The sequence below is a fragment of the Pyxidicoccus caerfyrddinensis genome (genome assembly GCF_010894405.1).
Classification (GTDB): domain Bacteria; phylum Myxococcota; class Myxococcia; order Myxococcales; family Myxococcaceae; genus Myxococcus; species Myxococcus caerfyrddinensis.
Map to the genome: position 1 here is coordinate 1 of NZ_JAAIYA010000158.1, position 342 is coordinate 342.

At 56.7% G+C, this 342-nt stretch carries 1 rRNA gene; it reads right to left on the reverse strand.

Annotation, left to right across the window (positions count from 1 at the left end):
• A 16S ribosomal RNA gene (locus tag G4D86_RS51970) occupies positions 1-341 on the reverse strand; the annotation flags it as partial.
• Position 342 lies beyond the last annotated feature (1 nt).

A 342-nucleotide genomic window follows, 5' to 3' on the forward strand; every position in this document is an offset into this window, starting at 1 on the left:
CTGCTGCCTTCCGTAGGAGTTTGGACCGTGTCTCAGTTCCAATGTGGCCGTTCACCCTCTCAGGCCGGCTACTGATCGTCGCCTTGGTGGGCCGTTGCCCCGCCAACTAGCTAATCGGACGCAAGCTCATCCCATACCGATAAATCTCTAGTCAACCTTCCATGCGGAAGGCCACTCTCCTGGACATTAACCGCGCGTTGGCACGGGTATTTCCTGATATGGGGCAGATTGCTTACGCGTTACTCACCCGTTCGCCGCTCGGCATTGCTGCCTCGCTCGACTTGCATGTATAAGACACGCCACCAGCGTTCGTTCTGAGCCATGATCAAACTCTACGGAGCG